This window comes from Fluviicola sp., assembly GCF_030151805.1.
Taxonomy (GTDB): domain Bacteria; phylum Bacteroidota; class Bacteroidia; order Flavobacteriales_D; family Crocinitomicaceae; genus Fluviicola.
The window spans coordinates 1-6,135 of sequence record NZ_JASLCN010000415.1; the positions used below are offsets into that span (position 1 = coordinate 1).

General features: G+C 42.0%; 4 protein-coding genes and 1 pseudogene. 1 reads left to right on the plus strand and 4 read right to left on the minus strand.

Features of this window, described 5'->3' with window-relative positions:
• The 3 genes and pseudogenes from Q1V93_RS15700 to Q1V93_RS15710 all read right to left on the minus strand — a co-directional run.
• Nucleotides 1-512: pseudogene (locus Q1V93_RS15700) on the minus strand (hydrogenase); the annotation flags it as partial.
• Between the two features lie 19 nt (nucleotides 513-531).
• Nucleotides 532-3,837, minus strand: a complete 3,306-nt coding sequence (locus Q1V93_RS15705; RefSeq protein ID WP_300665959.1) for a TAT-variant-translocated molybdopterin oxidoreductase — start codon at nucleotides 3,835-3,837, stop codon at nucleotides 532-534.
• Nucleotides 3,838-3,870: 33 nt separating this feature from the next.
• Nucleotides 3,871-5,208, minus strand: a complete 1,338-nt coding sequence (locus Q1V93_RS15710) for a cytochrome c3 family protein (RefSeq protein WP_300665960.1) — start codon at nucleotides 5,206-5,208, stop codon at nucleotides 3,871-3,873.
• A 322-nt stretch (nucleotides 5,209-5,530) separates the two neighbouring features.
• Between Q1V93_RS15710 and Q1V93_RS15715 the strand changes: the two genes are divergently transcribed.
• Complete coding sequence (locus Q1V93_RS15715) at nucleotides 5,531-5,923, plus strand: hypothetical protein (protein WP_300665961.1); 393 nt, start codon at nucleotides 5,531-5,533, stop codon at nucleotides 5,921-5,923.
• A 95-nt stretch (nucleotides 5,924-6,018) separates the two neighbouring features.
• Here the strand turns inward: Q1V93_RS15715 and Q1V93_RS15720 are convergent.
• On the minus strand, nucleotides 6,019-6,135 hold a 117-nt coding region (locus Q1V93_RS15720; RefSeq protein ID WP_300665962.1), incomplete at its 5' end, for an NAD(P)/FAD-dependent oxidoreductase.

The window sequence follows — 6,135 nt, forward strand, 5'->3', positions numbered from 1 at the left end:
GAAAGATACGTTGAGATCGCAAATACGTCCCATAACAACGGTGAGTTAAAGTTTACCCACAAAGAACCGAAGTGGTTTGGCAAAGGAAGAGTCCAGTAACCTACCCATAAACGACCCATGTGAATTAACGGGAACAAACCAGCCATGAATACCGCGAAGATTGTCATCGCTTCTGCTGAACGGTTGATCGCCATTCTCCATTTTTGACGGAACAATAACAATACTGCCGAGATCAAGGTTCCGGCGTGACCGATACCTACCCACCAAACGAAGTTGGTAATATCCCAAGCCCATCCAACGGTCTTATTTAATCCCCAAACTCCAATACCTGTTCCTAACAAGTAAAAGATACATCCTACTCCGTATAATCCGATAATTAAAGCGATACCGAATAAAATGTACCACATGCGTGGCGCTTTATCCTCAATCGGCTTACAAACGTCGTCAGTAATCTCGTGATACGTCTTGTGACCTAATATGAGGGGTTCACGAATTGCAGCTTCCTTATGCATTAGACTTTATTTTTAGCAATTAATGATTTGACTTACTTTCATGTTTTTCAGCATGAGCTCCATGTCCGCCATGGTGAGCTTCTGCCGCCAATTTGTCCAGGTCAGCGTTTTCGTTGTTACGAACTTTCACTTGATACCAAACATTTGGCTTCACTCCTACTTCTTCCAATGCCTGGTAAGAACGTTTTCCTCCTGAAACTTTACGAATCTTAGAGTTTACATCGTTCCAGTCACCGAATACGATTGCTCCGGCAGGACAAGCATCTGAACAAGCAGATTCGAAGTCACTATCCTGAACAGTTCTGTTTTGAACTTTAGCTTCCAATTTCACTGATTGGATCTTCTGAACACAGAATGAACATTTCTCCATTACACCACGAGTACGAACCGTTACATCCGGATTCAATACCATACGACCTAAATCGTCTTGTGCAGGGTTGATTTCAGTAAATTTCTTGTAAGACGGGTAGTTAAACCAGTTGAAACGACGCACCTTGTAAGGACAGTTGTTAGCACAGTAACGTGTACCGATACAACGGTTGTATGTCATTTGGTTTAATCCTTCATTGGAGTGCGTTGTTGCAGCAACCGGACAAACCGTTTCACACGGAGCGTGGTTACATTGCTGACACATCATCGGCATATGAACTACAGCCGGGTTTGCAGTAGGGATTTCAGATTCTACGTAATCCAAATGTCCTAAAACAGGATCTTTACGTGTTCCTACTGCTGCTTCCTCGCTTGATGCGAAGTAACGGTCGATACGCAACCAGTGCATTTCACGACCTCTTCTAACTTCATCCTTACCAACTACAGGAATGTTATTCTCTGCCTGACAAGCGATGACACAAACACCACAACCGAAACATTGGTTCAAGTCGATAGTCATTCCCCAACGGTGACCGATGTTTTCTACCGGATGTGCATCCCATAAATCGAATTCCGCGATCGGAACTTCTCCTTCATGTGTATGCAATACGTGTTTGTGATTGTATGTTCCTTCTTCCTCATTCTGATAAATGTCCAAAGTCGTTTCTCTAACAATCGAGTTACGGGACATTACTGTATGGTGAATTTGTGTTGCTGCGATCGGGTAAAGATCAGTTCCTGCTTTTGCAAGAGATCCTGTCACGTTATTTTGGTAAGATCCGTTTTCCCAAGTCAGGAAGCGGAATGCATTTTTACCAACTGATACGCGATTTCCTTTTTCGTCTGTTGCAAAACCTCCGTATTCTTTTGTTACGAAAGCTGCGTTACCGATTTCTTCGTTACCTTCTCCACGTCCGTAACCTACTGCGATACCAATTGTACCTGCTGCTTGTCCCGGTGAAGGGTAAACCGGTAAAGTGATAGATTGACCGCCAACTTTCACAGTTGCCAGGTTCAATCCGTGTTCCTGATCGAAAGTAACGGCGTAACCATCTTTCTTCATTGTCTCAGGTGACATGGTAATGTAGTTATCCCACGTTACTTTGGAAATTGGATCCGGCATTTCTTGCAACCATGGGTTACCAGCCATATCTCCATTTCCGATTCCTGCTTTTTGGTATAATACCACTTCCACAGAACCTGCTTTCGGCAATTTACCTGCAACTTTGCTCAAAGAAGCATCGTTGAAAGCAGGAAGTGCTGCAGCCGGCATTGCCATATCTTCGTTACAGCTATTGTGAATAGCCATTTCAAAGTATGTATTGAAGTCTGAATATTTCGTTTGGTAAGGGAACCCATAAGTTTCCCAGTTTTTAGAGATGTATTCGTACGCTACACGTGAATCTTTTCCTCCACGGTTTTTAGAACCTGCCCAAACCAATAGTGATTCCATTGCCGGTGCCGTATCGAATAACGGACGGATGGTAGGTTGTGCGATTGAATAATGCCCTGCTTTCGGATTGTAATCCATCCATGATTCCAAGGCATGGTGATCCGGAGCGATGTATGAACATTTTGAAGCTGTTTCATCTCCGTAAGAAGACAGGGAAACGCTCAATTTTACTTTTTCAAGTGCTGCTGCAAACTCTTTACCGTTCGGTAAGTTGTAAACAGGGTTTGTTCCCAGGAAGAATACTGCATCCGGTCCTTTTCCTGCAATAACGTCAGAAACGAATTTCTGCATTTTTGCATCTTCAGACTGGAACATTTGCAATTGCTTGTCGAAAAGAAGTGTTTTTCCGTAAGCCCCCAATACGCTATTCAATTTATTCGTCAGAATCTGAATGGCTTTATTGTTTGAACCGGAAACAACCACTGACATTCCTTTGGAAGCTTTCAAGGCTTTCACTGCTTTATCAGCAACAGCCTGCGCTTCTTTCGGCAACGTTGAAGCAACACCTGTGTTTACTCCAAATTTTCCAAGGATATAAGAAAGTACGTTTGCCTGCTCACTTGGTTTGATCATTCCGCGGTAATCTGCGTTTGAACCAGTGATAGACATGATTGATTCAAATTGGAAGTGCTTGCTCATCCATTCTCCATCCGGATCACGGCGTTTTCCGTAATCTGCAGAGAATGCGTTTCCAAGCAACCAGGTGCTCAGGAAGTCAGCACCGATACTTACAATCGTTTTAGCTTGCAGGAAGTCGTAATCAGGAATAGCTCTCATTCCGAAAGACTCCAGATTCGCTTCACGCATTGCGCTGTAAGAGATTGCGTCGTATTGGATAAAGTTAAAGTTCGGGTGAACAGTTAACATTCCTGTTGCATCTTTCACCTCACCGAAGATACTTGTAGACAAATCTACAATTGCTCCCTGCATGGATGGTGAAATCACTGAATTTGCAACGAATGCCACTTTTCCGTTTGATTTTTTGATATCAGCCAAAGAAGCTTTTACCGCACCGTCCAATTTATCCCATGAAATATCTTTCCCTTTTGATTGAGCAGTTTTCAAACGTGCATTATCATATAAAGAAAGTACCGAAGAAACGATTTGAGGAGTTAAAGCTCCTTGCGTAAATCCGAAATCACGGTTTCCTTTAATATAAATTGGTCGACCTTCACGTGTTTTAACAACAATACTTGCGTATGCGTTTCCATCGTAATAAGTGGAAGCATACCATGTTGCAACACCCGGAGTTACGTTCTCAGGTTTCACAACGTAAGGAATAGCTTTTGTAACCGGAGCCTCACATGCCGCAACTGTAGCAGCTGCAACACTGAATCCCAAGAATTTCAAGAAGTCACGACGTGCCGTAGATGTTTCAGCAAGTTGATCATCACCTAAGAATTCGTCAACAGAAACAGACGGTGAGAATTCACGATCTCTTGACTCAACGAACGCAGGTGTTTCATGCAATTCATCAAGACCTTTCCAATATTTTTTTGACATAGCCATAATCTTTGTTCTACTGTTCGAGTTTGATTAATAGTGACATTTAGCACACTCCCAACCACCTAATTCTTTAACCGTTATTTTCTTATCCTCAAGGAACTTATTGTATAATTTTTTGTCTTTCAACAAACGGTTATGTATTTCGTTGTAATAATTGCTTCCTTTTGAATCCAATGATCCTGAAGAGATTTCTTTCTCAGCGTGACACTCGATACACCATCCCATTGTCAAAGTTGCCTTTGTCAACTGAACGTTTCCTTCGATCTTGTTCAATTCCGTAACCGGCTGAACTTTTGCAGTCTGGTTCATTTTCGTCATATCACCGTGACATTGCTTACAATCTACCTGTCCTGCAACAACGTGTTGCTGGTGGTTGAAGTAAACGTGATCAGGCAATACGTGAACTTTATTCCAGATAATCTCTTTTGTTTTACCTGTGTAAACTTGTTTCACCGGATCCCATCCTGCAGCTGCATAAATCTTAGCGATTTTCTCTTGTTGCTCAGCATCGTTCCCGTTGATCTGCTTGTGACAGTTCATACAAACGTTTACTGTAGGGATCCCTGCTGTTTTCCCATCAATCGCAGAGTTATGACAGTATTTACAGTCAATTCCGTTTTTACCGGCGTGAATATCGTGAGGGAATTCAATCGGCTGAGATGGCTGATAATCTTCCAAAATCCCGATTGAGTACAGAGAAAGGAATAAGGACACAATCAAGGAAAGTGTAATCACCAATCCTCCAAGACCAACGTAACGCTTGTACTTCCAAGCCCATGCTTTAAACTCTTGTCCGAATGACAAATCTTCATTCACCGGTTGACCGTCCTGCTCTCTTGTAGCATTTCTCAACTGGCGGCGAACACCACCAACAGCCATGATAATCACAACGAAAACCACACCCATTAAGATCCACACCCAAGACAATCCGTCTTCTTCTACTTCTCCGGTTGCAGATGCACCACCTTCAGCAGCACCTTCTGCTTTCGCAGTTGCCGGATCCGGTTGAGCATCAATATAATCGAAAATCGCATCGATTTCTTTTTGCTTCCCCGCTAAATCCGGAAAGGTATTCATGGCAGTAGGTTTCGAAGTCGAAACTTGTTTCGCATACGGATCTGAAGCCGCCGCAGCACTCCAGTTAGCTACCCACTGATAGATAGAACCTTCCTTTGCACCTCCTGAAGCCCATTTTTCACGAACGTGAAATAGCTTAGGACCTGTCCCGTCTTTGAAAGGAGAGTGACACGTAGCACACTTCGCCTTAAATAATGCTCCGCCATCAACTTGAGCGAAACTATCAAATGCACCTACAACAAAAAGCGTTGAAAGCGCACCGATACACCATTGTTTTATACTTCTAAACATCTGATTATTAGATATTTTTGTTCCTACAATAAGTTGTCAACACTATGTTAACACAGCAATTAACGATGGCAAATTTAGAAGAATAAGCCCATTCTGTGACAGTTTTATGACAATTTCTGCCCCTGATTTTTTAATTTAAAATGATTCTAAATAACTTTATTCTTTCACATTTGTTAACAATACCCTAATTTGCTTCAACTTACACCCAAAAACAGCTGCTTTCCGAGCTTTTTTTGGCACGATTTTTTTGAATGAATTCAAGACATTCAGACAAAATGAACCACTTCAAAAAATAAACTAACTTTGCACAAAGCTTTTTGATATGAAAAATGTGATTTTGATTGCTTCTCTGATTCTTGTTTCTTTCGAAGGAAACACCCAGGTAACTATTGTAAAAGACAGTAGAATTGATGAATTGGTGAAAGCTCAGGGTCAGATTACTCCTCCGGCAACAACCGCTGAAATAAACGGTTACCGTCTTCAGTTGACTTTTGACACGAGCAAGAGCCAGATTGATGATGCGAGATCCCGGTTTGCAGCCATGTTTCCGAAAGTAGATACCTATGTGGAATTTGTTGCCCCGCACTATTTTTTGAAGGTCGGAGATTTCAGGACACAATTGGAAGCTGAAAAGGTGAAAGCCGCAACAACGCAGCAATTCCCTACTTGTTTTGTGGTAAAGGAGAAAATTAATTTGCCGAGAATCGACCAATAATGAATTGAAAATTGATAATGAAAAATGTAACAGTTTTTCCACTAATCGCATCAAAAAACCGTGATTTTAATTGCTTTCTAAGAATCTAAATCTTTTCAATTCTCAACTCTCAATTTAATTGCTTTCCCCGCCACATATCCGCTTGAAACACATCCCTGGATTAAATAACCTCCCGTGGGAGCATCCCAATCCAGCATTTCACCTGCGCAAAA

What these genes read in the sequence shown, in the direction of transcription:
- Q1V93_RS15705 (WP_300665959.1), bottom strand. Translation starts at nt 3,837, where the DNA reads ATGTCAAAAAAATATTGGAAAGGTCTTGATGAATTGCATGAAACACCT.
- Q1V93_RS15710 (WP_300665960.1), bottom strand. Translation starts at nt 5,208, where the DNA reads ATGTTTAGAAGTATAAAACAATGGTGTATCGGTGCGCTTTCAACGCTT.
- Q1V93_RS15715 (WP_300665961.1), top strand. Translation starts at nt 5,531, where the DNA reads ATGAAAAATGTGATTTTGATTGCTTCTCTGATTCTTGTTTCTTTCGAA.